The organism is Kitasatospora sp. cg17-2 (genome assembly GCF_054031055.1).
The window spans coordinates 5,216,955-5,236,425 of record NZ_CM132923.1 but is presented as its reverse complement, the minus strand read 5'-3'; the positions used below and the strand labels follow the sequence as shown (position 1 = coordinate 5,236,425).

At 75.5% G+C, this 19,471-nt stretch carries 13 protein-coding genes and 3 tRNA genes; 5 read left to right on the top strand and 11 right to left on the bottom strand.

Going from position 1 to position 19,471, the window contains the following annotated elements:
• Positions 1–11 precede the first annotated feature (11 nt).
• Positions 12–1,121 (top strand): endo alpha-1,4 polygalactosaminidase, encoded by a 1,110-nt coding sequence (locus ACW14Y_RS22165; protein ID WP_380310066.1) that lies wholly within the window; start codon positions 12–14, stop codon positions 1,119–1,121.
• Between the two features lie 54 nt (positions 1,122–1,175).
• Here ACW14Y_RS22165 and ACW14Y_RS22160 read toward each other — a convergent pair whose 3' ends face one another.
• Positions 1,176–1,370 (bottom strand): hypothetical protein, encoded by a 195-nt coding sequence (locus ACW14Y_RS22160; protein ID WP_380310068.1) that lies wholly within the window; start codon positions 1,368–1,370, stop codon positions 1,176–1,178.
• Between the two features lie 127 nt (positions 1,371–1,497).
• On the opposite strand from ACW14Y_RS22160, the gene ACW14Y_RS22155 reads away from it, so the two are divergent.
• Positions 1,498–2,463, top strand: coding sequence for an aldo/keto reductase (locus ACW14Y_RS22155; RefSeq protein WP_380310069.1), 966 nt, complete (start codon positions 1,498–1,500; stop codon positions 2,461–2,463).
• A gap of 57 nt (positions 2,464–2,520) precedes the next feature.
• On the opposite strand, the gene ACW14Y_RS22150 is transcribed toward ACW14Y_RS22155, so the two are convergent.
• The 6 genes from ACW14Y_RS22150 to ACW14Y_RS22125 all read right to left on the bottom strand — a co-directional run bounded on the left by ACW14Y_RS22150 (position 2,521) and on the right by ACW14Y_RS22125 (position 9,341).
• Positions 2,521–3,624 carry a C40 family peptidase gene (locus tag ACW14Y_RS22150; protein ID WP_456983091.1) on the bottom strand — a complete coding sequence of 368 codons (1,104 nt, stop codon included), beginning with the start codon at positions 3,622–3,624 and terminating at the stop codon, positions 2,521–2,523.
• The gene (locus ACW14Y_RS22145) at positions 3,621–4,922 is read right to left on the bottom strand and encodes an SPFH domain-containing protein (protein WP_456983089.1); all 1,302 of its coding nucleotides are present in this window, start codon (positions 4,920–4,922) and stop codon (positions 3,621–3,623) included. The genes ACW14Y_RS22150 and ACW14Y_RS22145 overlap by 4 nt, the downstream gene beginning before the upstream one ends.
• Positions 4,923–5,107: 185 nt before the next feature.
• A complete protein-coding gene (locus ACW14Y_RS22140; RefSeq protein WP_456983087.1) occupies positions 5,108–8,584 on the bottom strand; it encodes an Ig-like domain-containing protein in 3,477 nt (1,158 codons plus the stop codon).
• Between the two features lie 319 nt (positions 8,585–8,903).
• Positions 8,904–8,979 (bottom strand) — tRNA-Arg (locus ACW14Y_RS22135).
• A 31-nt stretch (positions 8,980–9,010) separates the two neighbouring features.
• Positions 9,011–9,086: transfer RNA gene (locus ACW14Y_RS22130), tRNA-Arg, on the bottom strand.
• Between the two features lie 164 nt (positions 9,087–9,250).
• Positions 9,251–9,341, bottom strand: a tRNA-Ser gene (locus ACW14Y_RS22125).
• A gap of 180 nt (positions 9,342–9,521) precedes the next feature.
• Here ACW14Y_RS22125 and ACW14Y_RS22120 point away from each other — a divergent pair.
• On the top strand, positions 9,522–13,277 hold the full coding sequence (locus ACW14Y_RS22120; protein WP_456983085.1) for a PAS domain-containing protein: 3,756 nt from the start codon (positions 9,522–9,524) through the stop codon (positions 13,275–13,277).
• 89 nt (positions 13,278–13,366) lie between these two features.
• On the opposite strand, the gene ACW14Y_RS22115 is transcribed toward ACW14Y_RS22120, so the two are convergent.
• Complete coding sequence (locus ACW14Y_RS22115; protein WP_380312682.1) at positions 13,367–15,028, bottom strand: long-chain fatty acid--CoA ligase; 1,662 nt, start codon at positions 15,026–15,028, stop codon at positions 13,367–13,369.
• A 206-nt stretch (positions 15,029–15,234) separates the two neighbouring features.
• Here ACW14Y_RS22115 and ACW14Y_RS22110 point away from each other — a divergent pair, with 206 nt between their 5' ends.
• Positions 15,235–15,432, top strand: coding sequence for a hypothetical protein (locus ACW14Y_RS22110; protein WP_380312680.1), 198 nt, complete (start codon positions 15,235–15,237; stop codon positions 15,430–15,432).
• A 7-nt stretch (positions 15,433–15,439) separates the two neighbouring features.
• Here ACW14Y_RS22110 and ACW14Y_RS22105 read toward each other — a convergent pair whose 3' ends face one another.
• Positions 15,440–16,318, bottom strand: a complete 879-nt coding sequence (locus ACW14Y_RS22105) for a DUF1906 domain-containing protein (RefSeq protein WP_380312678.1) — start codon at positions 16,316–16,318, stop codon at positions 15,440–15,442.
• A 152-nt stretch (positions 16,319–16,470) separates the two neighbouring features.
• On the opposite strand from ACW14Y_RS22105, the gene ACW14Y_RS22100 reads away from it, so the two are divergent.
• Positions 16,471–17,541, top strand: a complete 1,071-nt coding sequence (locus ACW14Y_RS22100; protein ID WP_380312676.1) for an EamA family transporter — start codon at positions 16,471–16,473, stop codon at positions 17,539–17,541.
• 135 nt (positions 17,542–17,676) lie between these two features.
• Here ACW14Y_RS22100 and ACW14Y_RS22095 read toward each other — a convergent pair whose 3' ends face one another.
• A complete protein-coding gene (locus tag ACW14Y_RS22095) occupies positions 17,677–18,447 on the bottom strand; it encodes a pyridoxine/pyridoxamine 5'-phosphate oxidase (RefSeq protein WP_375983511.1) in 771 nt (256 codons plus the stop codon).
• Between the two features lie 490 nt (positions 18,448–18,937).
• Positions 18,938–19,267: a hypothetical protein gene (locus tag ACW14Y_RS22090; RefSeq protein WP_030392549.1), complete on the bottom strand. Its 330-nt coding sequence runs from the start codon at positions 19,265–19,267 to the stop codon at positions 18,938–18,940.
• Between the last annotated feature and the right edge of the window lie 204 nt (positions 19,268–19,471).

The window sequence follows — 19,471 nt, the reverse complement described above, 5'->3', positions numbered from 1 at the left end:
GTTCGAGCACCGTGACCCGCCGCACCCGGCCCCTGGCCGCCGCCCTCGCCCTTGCCACCGCCGTCGCCCTGCTGGCGACCTCGTGCAGCAGTTCGGGTTCGGAGGACGAGGACGACCCCTCGGCCGACGCCACCGGCGCGCAGCCCCCGGCGGCCACCGCCGCCCCCGTCCCGGGCACTCCCGGCACCCCGGACGCCCCGTCCTCCCCCGCCGACCCGGGCTCGCCGACGGCGCCGGCCCCCGGCACCCCGTCGGTCCCGCCCGGCACCCCGGGCACGCCTTCCGTGCCGGGCACCCCCAGCGCTCCCGGTACTCCGGGCCACCCGGTCACGCCCGGCACCCCGACCGGACCCGGTACCCCCGGCACTCCGGCCGCCCCCGGCACCCCGAACACGCCGGGCACCCCGGCCGCCCCCGCCGGGGCCCGCTGGCAGCCCACCCCCGGCCTCGCCTGGCAGTGGCAACTCGGCGGCGGCGTCGACCAGTCCGTCGACGTCCCGGTCTACGACATCGACGGCTTCGAGACCGACGCCTCCGTGGTCGCCGCGCTGCACGCCAAGGGCCGCAAGGTGATCTGCTACATCAACGCCGGTTCCTGGGAGGACTTCCGCCCCGACGCCGCCGCCTTCTCCCAGGCCCTCCAGGGCACGAGCAACGGCTGGAAGGGCGAGAAGTGGTTCGACATCCGCAAGCTCGACCAGCTGAAGCCGCTGATGGCGGCCCGCTTCGACATGTGCCGGCAGAAGGGCTTCGACGCCGTCGAACCCGACACCATCGAGGCGTACAACCAGAAGAGCGGCTTCCCGCTGACCCCGGACGACCAGCTCCGCTACAACCGCATGCTCGCCGGGCTCGCCCACGACCGCGGCCTGGCGATCGGCCTGAAGAACGACCTGGAGCAGGTCCCCGCCCTGCTGGGCGACTTCGACTTCGCGGTGAACGAGGAGTGCGCCCAGTTCGACGAGTGCGGCCGGCTCTCGCCCTTCATCCAGGCGGGCAAGGCGGTGTTCCACGTCGAGTACAAGCTCGGCACGGACCGGTTCTGCGCCAAGACCAAGGCCCTGGGCTTCAGCTCGATGCAGAAGAAGCTCGAACTGGACGCCTGGCGGAAGCCCTGCTGACGCAGGGACGGCGGCCGCGCGGCCGCCGGTCCGCCAGGCGAGCAGCCACGAGGGTTACTTGACCGCCAGCCAGATGACGGCACCCACCACCACGAGCACGGCCACGGCGATCGCCGCGATCTTGCCCGTACGGCCGCCGCTGGCGCCGTAGGTGTTGACGGAGCCCGGCGCCTGGGGTGCCGGGGTCTCGTCGACGAAGGCCCGGAACATCTGGGTGCTGCCGGCGGGGTCGTAGTCGTTGTCAGCCATGGCAGGGACTCTAACGAATCCGCGGACCGCCCCGACACCCGGTCTCCGCACTACGACAGTGCGACAAGCATGTGAAGTCCCCCACGACCCCGGAATGCCCGCCCCACCGATCGGGTTGACTCGGACCATGACCGATTCCCGCAGCGACGCCCCCCGTTACGCGCAGCTCGGTGACTCCGAGCTCTCGGTGTTCCCGCTCTCCCTCGGCGGCAATGTCTTCGGCTGGACCGCCGACGAGGCCGAGTCCTTCGCCGTCCTCGACGCCTACGCCGCGGCCGGCGGCAACTTCGTGGACACCGCCGACACCTACTCCTCCTGGGTCCCGGGCAACACCGGCGGCGAGTCCGAGACGATCATCGGGAACTGGCTGCGCAGTCGCGGCAACCGCGACTCCGTCGTGGTCGCCACCAAGGTCGGGCTGCACCCCGAGGCGCGCGGGCTGCGCGCGGCCACCATCAAGTCCTCCGCCGAGGGCTCCCTGCGCCGTCTCGGCGTCGACCACATCGACCTCTACTACACCCACCAGGACGACGACACCCCGGTGGAGGAGTTCGTCACCGCCCTGGACGAGTTGGTGCGCGAGGGCAAGGTGCGCGCCGTCGCCGCCTCCAACATCGGCGCCGAGCGGCTCGCCGAGGCCCTGGCCTTCGCCGAGCGCGAGGGCCTGGCGAAGTACGTGGCCGTCCAGCCGCACTACAACCTGGTCTCCCGCGGCACCTTCGAGGGCCCGCTGGCCGAGGTGGTCGCCGCGCACGGCCTCGCCACCGTCCCCTACTACGCGCTGGCCTCGGGCTTCCTCACCGGCAAGTACCGCCCGGGCGGCACCTCGGTGACCAGCGCCCGCGCCGAGGGGGCCGGCCGCTACCTGGACGGCCCGCGCGGCCCCAAGGTCCTGGAGGCGCTCGACACCGTGGCCGCCGAGCAGGAGGTCGAGCTCGCCACCGTCGCCCTGGCCTGGCTCGCCGCCCGGCCGACCGTCGCCGCCCCGATCGCCAGCGCCCGCACCGTCGACCAGCTCCCGCCGCTGCTGGCCGCCGCCGCGCTGGAGCTCACCCCGGCGCAGATCGCGCTGCTGGACGACGCCTCCGCCTGACCGTCGCCCCCGCGGCCCGCGTCGTCCACAGGCTGTGGACGACGCGGGCCGCCGCCGTCACGGGCGGCCGAAGTGGGTCGGCAGGAAGCCGCTGCTGATCACCGACACCCGGACGGTCTTCCCCGGCCGGGGCGCCTCGACGAACTTCCCGCCGCCCAGGTAGATCCCCACATGGTGGATCCCCGAGGCCCGGCCGCTGTCCGACCAGAAGAGCAGGTCGCCCCGGCGCAGCCGGTCCTGCGCGATCGGGGTGGTCGCCGCGTACTGGTCGTCGGCCACCCTCGGCAGGTTGACGCCCGCCCGCCGGAAGGCCTGCTGCACCAGCCCCGAGCAGTCGTAGCCGGAGGGACCGTCGCCGCCCCACACGTAGGGCTTGCCGAGCTGGGCCAGCGCGTAGCCGATCACCGACTCCGCCCGGTCCGCGGAGGGGATCCGGTCCTGGGTCTGCGTCCCGCCGCCCGACCCGCCGGTGCGGTCGAGGTAGATGTCGTAGTGGCTGGTCCAGCGCCACTCGCCCCGGGCGTTCCTGAACCAGTACCTGGAACCGTCCCAGCCCTGGCGCGGTCCGGCGGACCGGACGGCTGCCTCGGGAACGACCGGCTGCGCGGTGGGCGCGGTCGAGCCGGTCGAGCCGGTGGAACCCGTGGAGCCGGTCGGGACAACGGCTGTGGACAGGCCACCGGCGGAGGGCGAGGAGCCGGAGCCGCCCACGGCCTTCAGGTACACGCTGTAGTGGCCGGTCCAGCGCCACTCGCCCCGGGCGTTCTTGAACCAGTACTTGGAACCGTCCCAGCCCTGCTTGCCCGGCGCCGCCTGCGCGGCCCCGGCACCGGCGGTCAGTCCGACCACCCCGGCACCGGCCAGCACGGTGGTGGCCAGGCAGGCGGTGCGCACCGCCCGGTGTATTCGGGCGCCCCCGGACGGCCGAGCCGTTCGGGCGGTGCGCGGCCGGGCCGCGCAGTGCGGGCAGCCGCAGCCCGCGCCGCCGAGGCGTTCCTCGAAACCGTCCTGGGTGTCGAGGCCCTCGAAACCGTCCTGGCCCTCGGTGCCCCGGTCGGCGTCGACACCGCCGAATCCGTCGAACGCGTCGAGCTCGGCGAACCCGTCGGCGGTCCCCTCCGCGAACGCGAGGCCGACGTCCGTGCCGCTGGCTATCCTCATGCCGGTCGTCCTTCCTTCCGCCCGGCCCGGGCGGCCGGGGGCGGTACCGAGGCGGCCACTCCGGCCGGGGCGACGAAGGCGACCAGCAGGTGCTCCATCAGCGCGCTCCGGGCGGCCTCGTCCAGCTCGTGCGCGGTGGCCCGCTCCAGCCGGCGCACCGCGAGCGCCGCCGCCTCCACCGCGTCGTCCACCAGCACCGTGCGCAGGCCCGCGTCCAGATCGGCCAGCCGGCGCCGGCGCATCGACTCGGCCACCTCCGGCGCGTAGTCCAGCGCCAGCGGCTGCGCCGAGTAGACCTCCAGCCCGGCCGGGGCCACCTCGGCGGCCAGCGCCCGGGTCAACTCGTCGGCGAACCACTGGCCGTCGCGCAGCGCCGGTCCGGGAGCCGCGTTGCTGTCGCAGGGCAGGATGGAGGCGGTCCGCGTCAGCACCGCCTGGACCTGCTCCCGCAGATAGCTCTCGTGGTCCTCGATCGCCAGCACCGCCCGGGCGGTGTCCTTGACCCGCCACACGATCAGCAGCCGGACCACGATCGGCGTCCCGGTGCGGTCGACCACCTTGGCCGGCTCGCTGCGCCAGTGCCGCAGCCGGACGTCCACCCGGCGACGGCGCAGCAGCGGGTTCACCCAGACCAGGCCGGTGCGGCGGACGGTGCCCCGGTAGCGGCCCCAGCGGGTGAGCACCCGGGTCTCGCCGCCGGCGTTGGCCAGCAACCCGGCGAGCGCCAGCACGACGAGCAGCCCGGCGGCGGTCACGGCGGCGACCGAACGGGTGGTCACCTCGGCCCGGCCACTGGCGCGGACGGCGTCCGCGCGCAGATCGGGCAGCGCGTCCCAGTGCGGGACGACTCCGTCGCGCACCAGTACGAGCAGGACGGCGGCCGCGCCGAGCAGCAGCGCCAGCAGCGCGAGCCAGCCGGGCAGGCCGGCCGCGTTCCGCTCGCGGAGCGCCTGGTCGGCGCGCGGCGGCCGGCGCGAGGTGGCGGCGGCCGGCGTCCCGGCCGGGACCGCCTCCGCGACCGGGAAAGGGTCCCCGACCGGTAGTGGCGGCGGGGCCACCTGAACCGTGCGGGCGGCCGGCTCCGCCGCCTCCAGCGGATCGCGCGGATCGGCGGAGGATCCGGCGGGCCCGGGGAGGACCGCGAGCGGAGTGGTCGGTGGACCGCTGTCGGCCGGTCCGGACGTCCGCAACACCTTGGCGAGCGGGCTGGAGCCGGAGGCGGAACGTTCCGGCAGTGCCGGGGGAAGGGCCTTGGGCAGGTGGTCGGGTCGCTGCGAAGAGTCGCGGGTGACGTCCATGCACGGATCCTCAGGTTCAGTGTGTCGCGCAACGGGCGGCCCGGATCTGACGGGCAGTGCCAGAGTCAGGCTAAGTTCATACGTCATCAAATGCGACATTTGAGCTTATGTGTGTCGACATTTCCTGACGAATCATCCGAAGCCGGAGCTGACGCGCAGGCACATGAGCGGATGGTGGGAGCGGTTCAGCGCCGCCTGGCCCCGGTACCCCGGGCGAGCACCCGACGGGTGATCAGCCCGATCCCGGTGAGCACCAGCAGGATCCCGGCGAACGCACCGCGCCAGGCGTCCGACCGCTGCCGGTCGGCAGCCACCGGCGACGAGGGGTCCACCGGCTCGGCCGCCCGCTGCTGTCCGCGCTCGGGCGGGGCGGCCGGCCCCCGGGCCCGGTCGGAACGGTCCCGGTCCGGGGCGGAGACGTCCGCCGGATCCGGGTCCGCACCGGCCGGGACGGCGGCCGCCGTCGCGGTCGGGCTCGGGGTCGCGGCGGTGGTGGAAGTGGCCGTGGGAGTAGGGACAGCGGTGAGGGCGGGGCTCGCGGATGCGGTCACGCTCGGGCTCGGGCTCGGGCTCGGGCTCACGCTCGGGCTCGGGGATGTCGGGGCGGAAGCGGTCGGGGACACGGCCTGGGAGGGACCGCCGGTGACCGGAGCCACCGCCACCGGCGCCGCCGTCGGCGACGGCGACGGCGAAGCAGCCACCGGCGGTACGACGACCGGCAGCAGCCCCGGCGGGACCGGACCGAGCACAGGATCGAGGACCGGCTCGGCGACGGTCGGCGACGGCACCGAAGGAGTGGAGGGAACGGACGGGGTCGACGGCACCACCGGGGTCGGCGACACCGGTCCCGAGGGCGGGGCCGGTACCGAGGGCGGGGCCGTCGGGGACGGGGTGGACAGCGTGGACGGCGTGGACGGAACCGGGACGGACGCGGCCGGGGACGGACCGCCGGCGACCGGAGCCACCGTCACCGGCGCCGCGGCCGGCGAGGGCGAGGCCGCCACCGGCGCCCCCACCACCTCCGTGACCGGCGGTACGACGATCGGCAGCATCCCCGGCGGGACGGGGACGAGGACAGGATCGAGGACCGGCTCGGCGACGGTCGGCGACGGCACCGAAGGAGTGGAGGGAACGGACGGGGTCGACGGCACCACCGGGGTCGGCGACACCGGCACCGAGGGCGAGGCCGTCGGGGACGGGGAGAGCGCGGGCGTGGGACGCGCGGATGTCGTGGGCTCGGCCGAGGACGGCGAGGCCGACGGCACGACCGGCACCGCCGTGGGCGTCACCGAAGGCGTCGGGACAGCGCTCGCCGTCGGAGCCGGGGTCACCGCGGAAGTCGCCGACGGGGTCACCGCGGGAGTCACCGACGGCGCCGCCGTGGGAGTCACGTCCGGCGTGGCCTCCGGCGCGGGCGTGGGCGCGGGCGTGACCGCCCCGCCCGCCGGAGCGACGGTGACCGCCACGGCCTCCGCCGCCGTCCCGTTCCCCGCCAGGTCGGTCGCGGTGACGACCAGCCACTGCTCCCCCACCGGCAGATCACGGTTCGCCGTGCACGCCCAGCTGCCGTCGAAGGCCGCCGTCGTCCCGCAGGCGACGATCCGCGCGGTCTCGGCGGCGCGCTCCGGCCGCGCGGTGACGAGCACCTGGGCCCCGGGTTCGGCCCTCCCGGCGAGCCGGGGCCTGGCGACCCGGAGGGTCTCCCCGGCGGTCGGCGCGGTGAGCACCGGACGGTCCGGCGGCACGGTGTCGACGACCAGCTCGACCGCCCGGCCCGGGGTCCGGTTCCCGGCGGGGTCGGCGGCGGTCGGGGTGAGCCGGTGCCGACCGTCCGCCAGGTTCTCCACCGGAAGGCAGGACCAGCCGCCGTCGGCCCGGACCCCCGTGCTGCACAGGTCGGTCCCCTGAGCGCCGGAGCCGCCGCCCCCGACGGCCCCCTCGCGCGTTCCGGCCGACCGGTCGACCACGGTCACGGTGCTGCCCGGCTCACCCGTGCCGGTCAGCTGCAGCCCCGGGTCGTTGGTGAACTCGGGCAGGGTCAGCACCGGAGCGCCGGGGGGCGCGGTCTTGACGGTGATCCGCACCGGCTCGCCGCGCAGCACCACGCCACCGCCGGTGGTCTCCACCGGGGTGAGGCTGTGCGGGCCCGGGGCCAGCGCCGTGTCCGGACGGCAGGACCAGTCGCCGCCCCGGGCGACCCTGGTCCGGCAGAGCGCGGTGTCGCCCTCGCGGATCTCGACGGTGGCGCCGGCCACCGCGCCCTCGCCGGCGAACCGGGGTCGGGCGTCGGCGAGGGTGGTGCCGTCGACCGGTTCGGCGATCTCCGGGCGGGCGGCCCCGACGGTCAGCCTGATCCGCTGGTCCGAGACCTGGCCGGAGTCGGCGAAGCCGCCGGCCGGCACCAGCTGGGCGGCGTCCCGGCCGATCCGCAGCCGGGCCCAGGTCTCGCCCGAGGCCGCGTCGGCGGGGACGGTCCAGTCCAGCGAGGCGCTGCGCTCGCCGGGGGCGATCTCGGTCTGCACCCGCTCGGTGGGGTCGAAGCGGCCGTCGCGGTCGAAGTCGACCCAGCCGGCCAGGGTGGCGGAGGAGTCGCCGACGGCGACCGGGACGGTGAGCCGGTAGTCGTGGCCGATCGCCGCCTCGGCGGGGTAACCGACGGCCGGGTCGGCGCCCTGGTACTCGCCCCGGCCGGGCTGGAGCTGCGGCGGTGGCGGATTGGCCCCGCCGCCCTCCCCGCTGCCGCCGCCCGTGGACCCGTCCCCGCCGCCCGTCCCGCCGTCCCCGCCACCGGTGCCGCCGTCCGCCCGCCCGGCGTCGGACCGCCGGAACAGCCAGCCGGGCCGCCCGTCGGCCTTGGCCCCCTGGGTGGCGGCGTCACCGCCCAGGTAGAGGTCGGAGAGCAGGTGGGAGGCGTTGCCGTAACCCTGCGGGGCGGTGCCGACCCCCTCGTCGAGGGTGACCGTGTAAGCCTGGGTGAGCGGGGCCGGGGCGGTGGTGGAACCGGCCCGGGCGGTCGAACGCCGCTCGACCCGGAACACCGCCGTGCGGAAGGTCCCGGCCAGCTCCAGGCTGCCCTCGGCGGCGGAGCCGGGGTCGCCGTCGGCGCCGCCGTCGGCCCGGGCGGGGGCGAGTGTGTTGCCGTCGACCGTCCAGCCGGGCCAGTCGGTGCGGTTGACCAGGGTGGGGGCGGCCGGTGAGCCGCCGGTCAGGACGAGTCTGGTCGCGGTGCCGGTGGAACCCGATTTCCCGGTGGTGATTCCGGCGAGCCCGCTGAGGTGCAGCCGGGGATTGCGGACGGCCCGGGAGAAGGCCAGCCGGAGCGTTCCGACGGTGCGCCAGGAACCGTCCGTCTGCGGACGGTCCTCGGAGATCCGGAAGGACTGCGCGGGATCTCCGGGCCGGAGTCCGTCGGCGTAGAGCGTGCGGGAACGGCCGCCGCCGGCGCGGTCCGCCAGCTTCCCCGGGCCGGCGGTGACCGACATCCCGGGGTCGGCGGAGAAGTCCAGTCGGACGGAGAGCCCGGAGGGCAGCACCGCGCCGCGCTCGGCGCTCCAGCTGCCGGGGGTCTGCTGGGCGGCCGAGGGCGGCGGGTTCCAACCGATCAGCAGCCCGGCCGCCAGGACCGCGGCGGTACCGGCCGCAGCCGGGAACTGTCGGTTCATCCGGCTCTCCTTCACATCGGCTGCCGGGCGGCCTGGATGACCGGGCAGTCTGGACACAAGATGTGACAAAACGGAATCACGATCCTGGTCCGGTCATACCGCGACACTTGCACTGTTGGCCGTATGACACCCGATTGGCAGCCTCAGGCCCCCGGCAGGACGGGATGTACCCGAAAGAACCGCATTCCACCCATTGGCCCCCGCGCGGGACGGGCGGCCCACGCCCGCCCGGAGCAGGGCAGGGGCAGTGACAGAAGCAGGGGCAGCGGAATCACGGAAACGAAAGAACCCCCGGCCACCAGGGCCGGGGGTTCTCTTCTGGTGCGCTCAGCAGGATTCGAACCTGCAACCTCTTGATCCGTAGTCAAGTGCTCTATCCGTTGAGCTATGAGCGCAAGGGCCGGACGGATCCGGTCTTGCGGGGTTTGGTGCGCTCAGCAGGATTCGAACCTGCAACCTCTTGATCCGTAGTCAAGTGCTCTATCCGTTGAGCTATGAGCGCTCGCCCTGGTGAACGTTGCCAGCGGGGCGGTGCGGGGACAACATTACATGACCTGCGGCGCGGGACGAAATCGATTGATCCGGGCACCTCGGGCGCCCCGGGCCGACGCGCCCCGGACATGCGAAGAGCCCCGCCGACAAGATCGTCGACGGGGCTCCCGGCTGCGGAGGCTGAGGGATTTGAACCCTCGATCAGGAATAACCCCGAAACCGCATTAGCAGTGCGGCGCCATAGACCGGACTAGGCGAAGCCTCCTCCACATGGACCAAGCCCGCGTGCGCGGACCCGTTCCCTGTGCCTGTGATGATGCCACAACCCGGGGGCCCGGCACCAACCGCCGACAACGTTACTAGGCGGGTCGTCCCCGCCGCAAAGAAGAATGAGATACTGCCCTCTCCGGAGTGAGCTGCCCTGAAGCCGAGGAGACCTGTCGACGTGAGCAGCAGGCCGATCCGAGGCGCTGCTCGCCTCGCCGCCATACTCGACGCCCTGCCCGATGCGTTGTTGCTGGTCAACAGCAACGGCACGGTCGTCGATGCCAACACCGCGGCCGTACAGGCGCTCCAGGCGCCCGGCACCTCGCTGGTCGGCATGGGCGTCCTCGACCTCCTGCCGGAGTTCGACCCCAGCCGGATCCCCGGTTCGATGCGCCCGGCCAGCAGCGAGGACGAGGCCCTCGACCGCCCGGTCCGGATGACCGCCCGGCGCACCGACGGCAGCACCTTCCCGGTCGAGGTCTCCGGCAACGACTTCGACGACGACGGCTCCGGCGCGGGCGAGGGCCGGGGCTACGCCGTCTCCTCGCTGGTCCCCTACGACCCGTACCGCGAGGGCTCCCGCTCCTCCGACCTGCTCCTGCTGCTGGTCCGCGACCTGACCGGCCGGCTCGGCGTCGAGGCCGAGCTGCGCCGCCAGCACAAGCAGACCGAGATGATCCTGCGGGCCGCCGCCGAGGGCGTGCTCGGCGTCGACCTCGAAGGCCGCTGCGTGCTGGTCAACCCGGCCGCCGCGCACATCCTGGAGTACCGGGCCAGCGAGCTGGGCGGCCGTGAGCTGCACCCGCTGATCCAGCACTCCCGGGCCGACGGCACCCCGCTGTCGCTGGAGGAGTCCGCGCTGCTGGACACCCTGACCTCCGGCCGCAAGCACCGGGTGCGCGGCACCGTGCTGTGGCGCAAGGACGGCCGGCCGGTCACCGTCGACCTCACCACCGCCCCGGTCCGGGACGGCGACCAGCTGGTCGGCGCGGTCATGACCTTCACCGACCGCAGCCGCGAACTCGCGCTGGTCGCCCGCAACGAGCACCTCACCGCCGTCCTGGAGAGCGAGCTCGGCGGCGCGCTGACCGCGCTGCACCGGCGGATCGACGCGCTGGCCGCCGACCCGGCCGGTCAGCTCTGGCCGGAGGCCAACTGGACGCTGCGCCGGCTCGCCGACGAGTGCCGCCGGTTCGGCAAGCTGATCGACGGTGTGCTGGCCCACCAGCGCTCCGAGGCCGGCGAGAGCGCCACCGCGGACGCGGACGGCAAGGGCGGGCCGAAGCCCGCCGAGCGGGTCCCGGTCGCCCTGGACAAGGTGGTCCGGCGGGCCGTCGAGCACGCGGGCGAGCTGGTCGGCGCCGGGCGGGTGCGGTTCTCCGTGCACGCGGCCGCCGTCGAGGTGATCGCCGACGAGCAGCGGCTCGCCCAGGCGCTGGCGCACCTGGTCGCGGACGTCAGCGGGGTCGGCCTGTCGCTGGACGCCGAGCCCGAGCTGCCCTCCCCCGGGCTCGCCGCCCCCGGCACCCCGGCCCTGCCGCCGGGCGCGGGCGACACCCCGGCCGTGGTGCTCGCCGCCGCCCAGCGCGGCGAGGTCGCCCGGGTGGAGATCCGCGGCCCCGGGCGCGGCGGCAGCCCCGTCCACCTGCCGATAGCCCGCGCGGTGGTCGAGCGCCACGGCGGGGTGCTCCAGCCGCACGAGCTGCCGGGCCGCGCCGGCACCACCTATGTCGTCGAACTGCCGCTGGACCCGGTCGCCGCGAAGGCCGCCGCCGAGCGCGCGGGTGCCGAGGGCCGCTCGGACCGGCCGAAGGAGAGCGACAGCGCCGTCCTGCCCGATCTGCCGGGCATCCCGCAGCTGCCCACCGCGCGCGCCGAGGAGCCGGCGGCCGGGAGTGCCCCGGCCAGCGGTCCCGGTACGGCGGGGCCCGGGGCCGGTCGCGGCTCCGCCGCCACCCCGGCGGACGGCACCGCCCGGGAGGGCGGGCGCGGCGACTCCGCGACCGCCGCCCCCGACGGTCCGCCGGCCGACCCGGCCACCGAGCCCGGCACCGACCCGGCGCCGGTCGTCGAGCAGCGCCGGGGCCGCCGCGGGCGCCCCGCCGTCGAGCAGCCGACCGCCGACCTCGACGCCGCCCAGGACGCCCCCGCCCCCGGCACCCACCCGGACATCCCGGCCGACCAGTGGCCGAACGCCCCGGCCCGGATCGAGCGCGCCGTCCCCGAGCAGTGGAACGGCACCGGCAACGACCCCGCGTACGGGCGGCAGGGCCTCGGCGGCCCGAACGACCCGCAGAGCGACCCCTGGGGCAAGGACGACGGCCGCTCCGGCACCGCCTACGCCGTTCCGGTCGACGCCGGACGCCCGGACCGGGACCCCGGCGACGGTGCCACCGGCGCGGACGTCGAGCGCCGGACCGCCGACGCCCCGGCCGGTCCGCGCACCCCGATCGCCCTCGGCCCCGGCCCCTCCCCGGAGGAGCCGGCCGCCGGCCAGGACGGTCAGGAGAACCCGGGCAACCGGGACGGCTCGGTCGGTCCGGACGCCGCAGGCCGTCCGGACGAGTCCGGCACCGAGCCCCGGCCGTCCCGGCGCCGTCGCGCGCTGCCCGGCAACGAGGACTCCTCCGGCGGCTTCGCCCTGCCCGGCGTGCCCGAGGCCCCGGTCTACCCCGGACTGGAGCACGCCCTGCCGGCCGGTCCGGCCCCGGCTCCGGCCGAGGCCGCCGGTCCCACGCCGACCGGCCGCCGCCGACGGCTGGCCGTCCCGCCCGGTCCCGGTGGCGAGAACGGCGGCCCGGCCGCGCCCGACGGCGCCGGAGCGAACGCGCCCGCCGCACTGCCCGCACTGCCGTCGGCGGCCCTGGCGCTGCCGGACGGCGACCGCTCCGAGAGCGGCGAGGGCGGTGCCGGACCTCGGCCGGTCGGCACCGGCCTGGGTGAGCTGGCCCCGCCGCGCCCGCTCGGCGGCACCGGCCTGCCCGGTGTGCCCGGCGGATCGGGGCCGGGGGCCCAGATGAGCCCGGTCGCCGCCGTCGCGCCCGTCCCCGCGCCGGCCCCCGCCGAGGGCCGGACCGCGCCGAGACCGATGGCCGAGCTGCCCGCCGCGCCCACGCCGACGGCCCCGGCGGCCCTGCCGCTCCCCCCGGCGGGCGGCGGCACGACCGTCGAGCGCCCGGTGCCCGCGCCCGCCCCCGACGGCGGACCGCGTCGGCTGCTGGTCTGGCCCGAGCCCGACCCGGCCACCAGCCAGGCGCTGCAGGACCGCGGCTACCGCCCGGTGATCGTCCGCTCCCGCGAGGAGGTGGACGCGCAGGTCTCCGGCTTCCCCGCCGCGCTCTTCGTCGACCCGCTGACCGGCCCGATCACCCGCACCGCGCTGCAGTCGCTGCGCACCGCCGCGCTGAACAGCCGGGTGCCGGTGGTGGTCACCGCCGGTCTCGGCCAGGCCACCCGGGACGCCGCGTACGGCGCCGACCCGGCCGTACTGCTGCGCGCCCTCGCCCCGCGCGACGGCGAGAACCACGCCCCGCGCGTCCTGCTGGTCGAGAGCGACCCGGACATCGCCGTCGCGATGATCGGCAGCCTGGAGCGGCGCGGCATGCACGTCGAGCACGCGGTGGACGAGAACGACGCCGTCGCCCGGGCCAGCAGCGTCCAGCCCAACCTGGTGGTGATGGACCTGCTCCAGATCCGCCGCCGCCGGGTCGGCCTGCTGGACTGGCTGCGCGCCAACGACCGGCTGCACCGCACCCCGCTCGTCGTCTACACCTCGGTGGACCTCGACCCGCGCGAGCTGCCCCGGCTGCGCACCGGCGAGACGATCCTCTTCCTCGCCGAGCGCTCGACCAGCGAGGACGTGCAGTCCCGGATCGTCGACCTGCTCGGGCGGATCGGCGCCATGGGCGAGGCGGGCGTCGCCGCCGCCGGCTGAGCACGCGAGAACGAACGGCCAGGGCCGGCCACCCCCTCCTCAGGGGGCGGCCGGCCCTGGCGGTTCCGGCGGGGGTGTCCCGCCGGGTGTCACTCCTTGCCGAGCAGCGTGACGTCCAGCTTCTGCTCCGCGTAGTCGGCGCGGATCACCTTCTTGTCGAACTTCCCGACCGAGGTCTTCGGCACCGCCTCGACGAGCGCCCAGCGCTCGGGCAGCTGCCAGGACGCGATCCGCCCGGCCAGGAAGGCCCGCAGTTCCGGCAGCCCGACGGTGGCGCCCGGCCGCAGCACGACGGTCGCCAGCGGGCGCTCGCCCCACTTCTCGTCCGGCACGGCCACCACGGCGGCCTCGGCCACCTCCGGGTGCGCCATCAGGTGGTTCTCCAGGTCCACCGAGGAGATCCACTCGCCGCCGGACTTGATCACGTCCTTGGCCCGGTCGGTGAGGGTCAGGTAGCCGTCCGGGGTGATGGTGCCGACGTCGCCGGTGCGCAGCCAGCCGTCCTCGGAGAACTTGTCGTCCGGGCGCTCCGGGTCCTGCCCGGCACCGCCGTAGTACGCCCCCGCGATCCACGGGCCGCGCACCTCCAGCTCGCCCGCCGACACCCCGTCGTGCGGCATCCGCTCGCCGCCCGGGCCGATCAGCCTGGCCTCGACGGAGGCCGGGAAGATGCCCTGGCTGACCCGGTAGGGCCACTCCTCCTCCGGGGTGAGGCCGCCGGGCGGCTGGGCGAAGGAGCCCAGCGGCGAGGTCTCGGTCATGCCCCAGGCGTGGATGACCCGGATGCCGTGGCGCTCCTCGTACCCCTTCATCAGCGAGGGCGGACAGGCCGAGCCGCCGATGACGACCATCCGCAGGCTGGAGGTGTCGTAGTCGCCGGCGTCCAGCTCGTCCAGCAGCCCGCTCCAGATCGTCGGCACGGCGGCGCTGACGGTGGGCCGCACGGCGGCGATCATCTCGGCCATCGGCCGGGGCTGGAGGAAGCGGTCCGGCATCAGCAGGTTGGCGCCGGACATGAACGCGGCGTGCGGGATGCCCCAGGCGTTGACGTGGAACATCGGCACCACCGGCAGGGCGGTGTCGCGCGGGGTGAAGGCGAAGTTGTCGCCGGTGTTGACCTGGAGGCAGTGCAGGTAGACCGAGCGGTGGCTGTAGAGGACGCCCTTGGGGTCGCCGGTGGTGCCGGAGGTGTAGCAGAGCACGGCGGCCCGGCGCTCGTCGATGTCGGTGAGCCAGGGGTACTCGGCCGGCCGGTCGGCGATCAGCTCCTCGTAGTCGTGCACGCCGCCCGCGAAGCCGGCCAGCACCGAGCGGTCGCCCGGGCCGCTGACCACGATGTGCTTGAGCGTCGGGGCCAGCCTCGGCAGGACGGCGGCCAGCAGCGGGAGCACGGTGCCGTTGACGATGATCACGCGGTCGGCGGCGTGGTCGACGATGAAGGACAGCTGGTTGGCGGGGAGCCGCAGGTTGAGGGTGTGCAGCACCGCGCCCATCGCCGGTACGGCGAGGTAGGCCTCCAGGTGCTCGGCGTTGTTCCACATCAGGGTGGCCACCCGGTCGTCCTCCGTGACGCCGAGCTCGTCCCGCAGGGCCCAGGCCAGCCGCGCGGCCCTGGCCCCGACCTCCGCGTAGGTCCGGACCACCGGTCCGGTGCCGTCCCAGGTGGTGACGGTCGAGCGGGCGTGGACGGTCGCCCCGTGTTCGAGGATTCGGGCGACGGTGAGCGGAACGTCCTGCATCGTGCTGAACACGGGTCCTCCTCGACCTGGGCTGCACTGCGGCGGTGCTGCCCCGGCCCGACCGGAGGCCGGCTGGGCCCCCGGCCCGGCCGGAGACCGGCTACTGGGCGGTAATACGGGGCAGTAGAGCCCGATTGTGCCGCGCCGCACCCCCGCTGTCAGCATTCCGGCACAGTTGCCCCGATCACGGCCGCCGGGACGGGCGGGATACTGGGGGCATGGGTGACGGGCGTGACGACCGACCGGCGGGGCCGCTGCGGACCGGGCCCCGGATGCCGTGCCCGTGCTGCGCGGAGGGCGTGCGGACGGAGGCGCGGATGGGCCTGCGCGCGGGCCGGACCGGCACCGGACTCATCCCGCAGACCTGCCGCCACTGCGGCGGCCTGGGTTTCCTGGGGCTCGCCCTGCGGGAGTGACGCCGCCTCAGCCGGCCAGCGGAGCGTCCACCTGGTTGCGGTCGACGGTGAGCGTCGCGCCGCCGTAGGTCTCCTCGACATTGCCCCGGTACTGGTGGACGCGCTGGCGCAGGGCCCAGAGGTCCGGGGCGAGCGCCCCGCCGCCCGCCGTGTCGGCCCGGTCGTCCCAGCGGGCGTACCAGAGGGTGTCGGGCAGCGGCGTACTGCCGGCCCGGGCGGCCGCGGCGAGGTCGGCGATGCCGGAATCGAGGCTGGAGTAGAAGCCGGAGCCGTAGCCCGCCAGGTGCAGGGCCTGGGTCCAGCCGAGGGTGAAGTCGACCACGGCCTGCCCGCAGGCCGGGTCGCGCGACGGGTAGGCCTCGATGTCCAGGAAGACCGGGCTGCCCTTGCCGAGCCCGACCGCGTCGAGGCCGCGGACCGCCTCGACCGCCTCCTCCCGGCCCTGCTGGACGGCCCGGGCGGGATCGATCCGCTTCGGTTTGCGGCTCAGCTCGCTGCACGGGGCCTGGAGGCCGACGTGGACGGGCAGGAAGCGCCAGCCCATCGCCCTGGCCTGCCGCACCCAGTCGGCGCCCAGCCTCGGCTGGGCGCAGCCGCGCTGGCTCCCGCTGGTGTAGATGCCGACCGCCCCGTACGGCGAGGAGTCGCGCCAGGCCCGCATGGTCTCCAGCGGCGGCGCGGTGCAGGCGTCGAAGGCCGCGCCGGTGAAGAGGTCCCGGGCCCGGGCGGCGGGCGGGCCGAACCGGTCGGGGAGCACGGTGGCCCGGATCCGGGGGGCGGCGGTGACCACCGGTGCGGTCTCGTCGGCGCTCGCGCCCGGACCGCCGGCGGCCAGCAGCAGGACGAAGGAGGCGGCGGCGAGGGCCGCGGGGCGGAGATAGCGCACGCCGCCTTGATACTGACGGAACGTCGGACAACCGCGGCAGCCGCGCCGTGCACGCCGGAAAAGCCCACCCTTTCGGACGCACCCGTCCGTATCCGTCCCGATATTTGTAACGAGCTTGCTGCCCAGTGGCTCCTTACGGCAAACTCACCTCCATGCCCACGCCCCACCTCAGCGAAACCTCCGCCCCGACGACGGCCGCCGCCGTCGCCGAGGCGCTTGTCATGCCGCCCGCCCCCAAGGGCGAGCCCGCCGGCGAGCGGGGCGGATGGCGACGAGGCGGGGCGCCCGCGGAGGGGCTGCCACCGGACCCGCGAACCGGCCGACCGTCCGGCCGACGGTTCCCGAACTTCCTGCGGCGCCCGGAGAGCATCCCGGCGCCGCTGCTCTGTCTGACGGCGATGTTCCTGGTGCAGACCGGGATCGCGTTCTCCAAGCCGCTGTTCGGCCCGCTCGGGGTCAGCGGCACCACCTTCCTCCGGCTGGGCTTCGCGGCGGTCGTCCTGCTCGCCGTCACCCGGCCCCGGCTGCGCGGGCTCCGGCCGCGCGACCTGGCCGCCGCGGGCCTGCTCGGCATGGCCTCGGCCGGGATGACCCTGCTGTTCGCCGGGGCGATCGACCGGCTGCCGATGGGCACCGCCGCCACCATCGAGTTCCTCGGCCCGCTCGCGGTGGCGCTGTTCTTCGCCCGCCGTGCCAGCCACCTGCTCTGGGCGCTGCTCGCGGCCGGCGGGGTGGCGCTGCTGACGCTGCTCGGCGAGGGCGGGGAGGGCGGGACCGGACTCGACCCGGTCGGCCTGCTCTGCGCCTTCGGGGCGGCGGCCTGCTACGCCGCGTACATCCTGTTCACGGACAAGGTCGGGGCGGCGTTCCAGGGCTTCCAGGGGCTGGCCGTGTCGATGACGGTCGGCGCGCTGGTGGTGGCGCCGTTCGGGCTCGGCGAGGCCTGGGACGGACTGTCGGCGCCGGACGCCTCGCCGCTGGTGCTGCTGCTCGCGGTCGCCGGGGTGTCCCTGCTGCTGCCGGTGATCCCCTACGCGCTGGAGATGACCGCGCTGCGGCGGATGCCCCAGCGGGTGTTCAGCGTGCTGGTGAGCCTGGAGCCGGCGGTCAGCGCGCTGGTCGGGCTGGTGGTGCTCGGACAGCTGCTGGGCGCCGCCCAGCTGGCGGGGATCGGCTGTGTGGTGGTGGCGAGCGTCGGGGCCACCCTGACCGGGCGGCGCTGAGTCGACCGGACGGCACCGGGACGAGCGGGATCAGCGGAACGAGCAGGACGACCGACGGCCGGGGCGCGCATCGACCTGATGCGTGCCCCGGCCGTCCGCCGTGGCGCTCCGGACACCTCCGGTGCTCCGGCCGCGTCAGGGCCAGAGCAGGGTGCGCGACCACTCCGGGGTGAGCACCGGTCCGGTTCTGGTGTAGCGGAGGCGGACGTGGTGGCGCTCGGCCTCGCCCTGCCAGAACTCGACCTCGTGCGCCCAGAGCGTGTAGACGGCGTGCCCGGCGGCGACCGCGTCCGGGGTGGCCTCCAGACGGCGGCGGGCCACCGCCACCGCCTCCTCGTACTCGGCCGGCGAGGCCAGCGGTTCGCTCTGCCGCCCGACCAGCGCGCCGATCCGGGCGTCCGGGGAGCGGGTGGCGAACTCGGCCGCCGCGACCAGGTCGGCGGCCCGTTCGACGGTGCCGCGGACCCGCACCTGGCGGCCCAGCCGGGGCCAGTAGACGGTGAGCGCGGCGGCCGGGTGGTCGGCGAGCTGGCGGCCCTTGGGGCTGTCGGCGGCGGCGGAGAAGACCCAGCCGGTGCCGGACGCGTCCACGTCGCGCAGCACCAGGACGCGGGCGTCCGGCAGGCCGTCGGCGTCGACCGTGGAGAGGGTGAAGACCTGCGGGTCCAGCACCCCGGCGTCCAGGGCGGTGGCGAGCCAGTCGACGAACAGCGGGCCGGGCTCGGCCGGGGCCGCCCCGGTGTCGAAGCCCGGCAGCGGGCGGGCCATCGGCGGACGGCCCAGCATCAGCTCGGGCACCGACCGGGGCTCGGACCGCGTTTCCGGGCGCGGCTCCGGGCCCGACCCGGGACCGGGTGCGGGCGTCGTCCCGCCCGGGCCGCTCAGGTCCTCGTCCTCGGCTGCCATCGCGCCCTTCCTTCCGGTTGCCGCCGCCGCAGCCCCTCGCCGGACGGGCCACCGGGGGGCGCCGGGCTCGGGGGTGCACTGTCGGAGCGCAACCGTACCGCCGCACGGTGACGAGTCAGGGCGCGGGCCCTGCACCGGTCCGCCCGCGGACGCCCCCGGGGACGCCCGGCCCGCCCCCCTGCGCGGCCGGGCGTGCCCGGCTCGTCCGGACACGCCCGGATACGCCCGTGGGCGGCACCGAAACTCGGTGCCGCCCACAGGACCGGTTCGCGGTGACCCTTTCCGCTGCCCGGTTGCGCGCTGTGCGATCCGTTCCGATCGCGGTTTCTTCCGATCCGCTTCGCGGTCCGCTCCGGACCCGTCGCGGGTGCTCAACCCACCCGCGTCCGCCCCGGCCGGCCCCGGTGCTCCGTCGACGGCGCCCCCGCCGTCGACGGCTCCCGGTCGGTGCCGGCACCCGGGGCTCCCCGGTGCCCGATCGCCCGGGTGCTCAGCCGAAGATCGGCGCGAAGACGATGCTGTAGTTCTTGTTGGACTGGCCGGCCAGGATGGTGCCCGAGTTGTCCTTCACCGCGAGGGTGTTGGCCTGGTTCGAGGCGCCGGAGCCGGTCGCGGTCTGCTGGTTGGAGATGTAGTTCCCGTCGACCGAGCCGAAGACGTTGCCCGTCCCGACGTTCGACACCACACCGCTGTTGGACCCGTCGTTGGCGAGCGCGCCGTTGTCGGCGGCGGCGGCGCCGGCACCGGCGAGCAGCAGTCCGGCCGCGAGCGGGGCGGCGAGCAGCACACCGGCGGTACGGCGGATTCGGTTGCGAGCCATGGGAGCCTCCAAGAAACGGTAATCGTGCAATGGGTGCGGGAGTTCGCCGGCCAGACGAACACCTGCGGGCTGCGACGCCGGGTCACAGACTTCCGCAACAAATCGACAAAGCACCACCTCCCGGTGCCCTTTTCGCCCTTTAGCGTGATATCCAGCAGCCCCGCGCATAACTGCGGCCGATCCTGGAAGCCCGCCGACACACCG

Coding starts and splice junctions, on each gene's coding strand:
- ACW14Y_RS22090 (WP_030392549.1), bottom strand. CDS start 19,267: ATGGCTCGCAACCGAATCCGCCGTACCGCCGGTGTGCTGCTCGCCGCC.
- ACW14Y_RS22110 (WP_380312680.1), top strand. CDS start 15,235: ATGGGTGACGGGCGTGACGACCGACCGGCGGGGCCGCTGCGGACCGGG.
- ACW14Y_RS22150 (WP_456983091.1), bottom strand. CDS start 3,624: ATGAGGATAGCCAGCGGCACGGACGTCGGCCTCGCGTTCGCGGAGGGG.
- ACW14Y_RS22095 (WP_375983511.1), bottom strand. CDS start 18,447: ATGGCAGCCGAGGACGAGGACCTGAGCGGCCCGGGCGGGACGACGCCC.
- ACW14Y_RS22145 (WP_456983089.1), bottom strand. CDS start 4,922: ATGGACGTCACCCGCGACTCTTCGCAGCGACCCGACCACCTGCCCAAG.
- ACW14Y_RS22100 (WP_380312676.1), top strand. CDS start 16,471: ATGCCCACGCCCCACCTCAGCGAAACCTCCGCCCCGACGACGGCCGCC.
- ACW14Y_RS22140 (WP_456983087.1), bottom strand. CDS start 8,584: ATGAACCGACAGTTCCCGGCTGCGGCCGGTACCGCCGCGGTCCTGGCG.
- ACW14Y_RS22160 (WP_380310068.1), bottom strand. CDS start 1,370: ATGGCTGACAACGACTACGACCCCGCCGGCAGCACCCAGATGTTCCGG.
- ACW14Y_RS22155 (WP_380310069.1), top strand. CDS start 1,498: ATGACCGATTCCCGCAGCGACGCCCCCCGTTACGCGCAGCTCGGTGAC.